Origin of the sequence: Intestinibacter sp., assembly GCF_051866655.1 — a bacterium.
Taxonomy (GTDB): domain Bacteria; phylum Bacillota; class Clostridia; order Peptostreptococcales; family Peptostreptococcaceae; genus Intestinibacter.
This window is the reverse complement of record NZ_JBJDXL010000365.1, coordinates 1-1861: the sequence shown is the minus strand read 5'-3', so window position 1 is coordinate 1861 and position 1861 is coordinate 1. Positions and strand designations below refer to the sequence as shown.

Here is a 1861-nt window from a genome sequence, read left to right as displayed (position 1 = left end):
CTTACTTATTTAAATGAGAATTTTACAGCACTTGAAAAATTAGATTTATCAGAAGCTAACCCTTCAAATATGATTACATTTGCTGCTTTTAAAGGTAATACTACAATAAAAGAGGTTATCTTACATAATAATATAGTTTATATGAATGCTTCTGTTTTTGAAGGATGTACAGCACTTGAAAAATGTAGTCTACCAACTACTCTAAGCAAGATACCTATGAGTACATTTAAAGGCTGTACAAGTCTAAAAGAAGTAGAAATACCTGTTAATATTCAATCTATAGAACCAGATGCATTTAATGGATGTAGCTCTTTAACTACAATAAGATCATATGCAAAGGTTCCACCTACTATAGTAGATGCATTTGGAAAGCCAGCAGAAGACATAAATCCTTTTGAAGGATCTGGTGTAAAAACTATAATAGTACCTAATGGATGTGCAGACGCATATAAAGCTGCAAATATATGGAAAGATTTCGAAATAGTTGAAGCTGAAGAAGTAGTTTTAGATGTTGAAGTACAAAAAAATGATGGATTAAAAGAAGCTATAGATAAAGCTCTTAAGGATGCTAATTTATTAGCTGTAAACGTAGAAACTGTAAATGTTAAATGTGCTGAAGGCGTAGAATTAAGCTCTGATAATGTAACACTTGCAAGTATATTCACTAAAGCTGTTAAATTTGATTTAAGTCAAGCTAATTTTGTAGATGGAGTATTACCAGATAAAATGTGTAGCGTTATAAAAAGCTTAAAAGAAGTAATACTACCTGATTCTATAAAGGTTATAGGTAAATCTGCATTTTCAAGTGACAGTAATTTAGTTAAGGTACAAATGCCTGATACAGTTGAAAGAATGGAACAAATGGCATTTTATGCATGTCCAAATCTAGAATTAAGTAAATTACCAGATAGTTTAACTTATATAGGAGTTAATGGATTTACTAATTGTGCAAAGATAGATATTAAATCAATACCAGCTGGAATAACAACTATTGAAGATTATACATTCTCAGGCTGTAAAAACATAACTACCATGTCATTACCAAAAGATATTACTAGAATAGGTGCTGCTGCATTTAACGGAAGTGGTTTAACTGAAATTAATTTACCATCAGGACTTACTTCTATTGAAAGTATGTCATTCCAAAATACTAATTTAACTACAATAGCTATACCAGAAAGTGTAACTACTATAGGAAATCAAGCATTTGCTTATAATGGTAAATTAGAAACTGTAAATCTTCCAAAGAACTTAACAACAATAGGTAATAGTGCATTTTGCAATTGTTCTAGTTTAAAATTAGATACTATACCAGCAACAGTAACAAGCATAGGAATGCAAGCATTTTATGGATGCTCTTCTATGCCAGAAATAATTTACGTTAATGCAACTGTTCCTCCAACTGTTAAATCAAATACATTTACTAGCAGTGGAGTAAAATCAATAATTGTACCAGCTGCAAGCGTACAAGCATACAAAGAAAATGCAGTATGGAGTAAATTTAATATAGGAACAAAGAAAATAAACATAACATTTGATGCAAATAATGGCGAAGAGGCTGTAGTTTTAACTACAGTAGATGGTGCAAGCTTAGATTACGCTCCAGAAACTCCAGCTAAAGAAGGATACATATTCGTAGGTTGGTATAAAGATGTAAATGATATATCTACAGCTTATGAAAATAACTCAGCATACGATGATAGTACAACTTACACTGCTAAATACGCTCACGTACAAATGCTAGGAGCACAAGGTAAATTAGTAGTAGATGGTAAGAGCGGTATAAGATTCGGTACTAAGATATTCAACGATGGCGATAAAGTAGTAGAAAAAGGTACTTTAATAATACCTGCTGCAATAT

At 31.4% G+C, this 1861-nt stretch carries 1 protein-coding gene; it reads left to right on the top strand.

Translation table 11 applies throughout. The features are described 5' to 3' along the window. On the top strand, positions 1-1861 hold a 1861-nt coding region (locus ACI3VO_RS10825; protein ID WP_439757929.1), incomplete at both ends, for a leucine-rich repeat protein.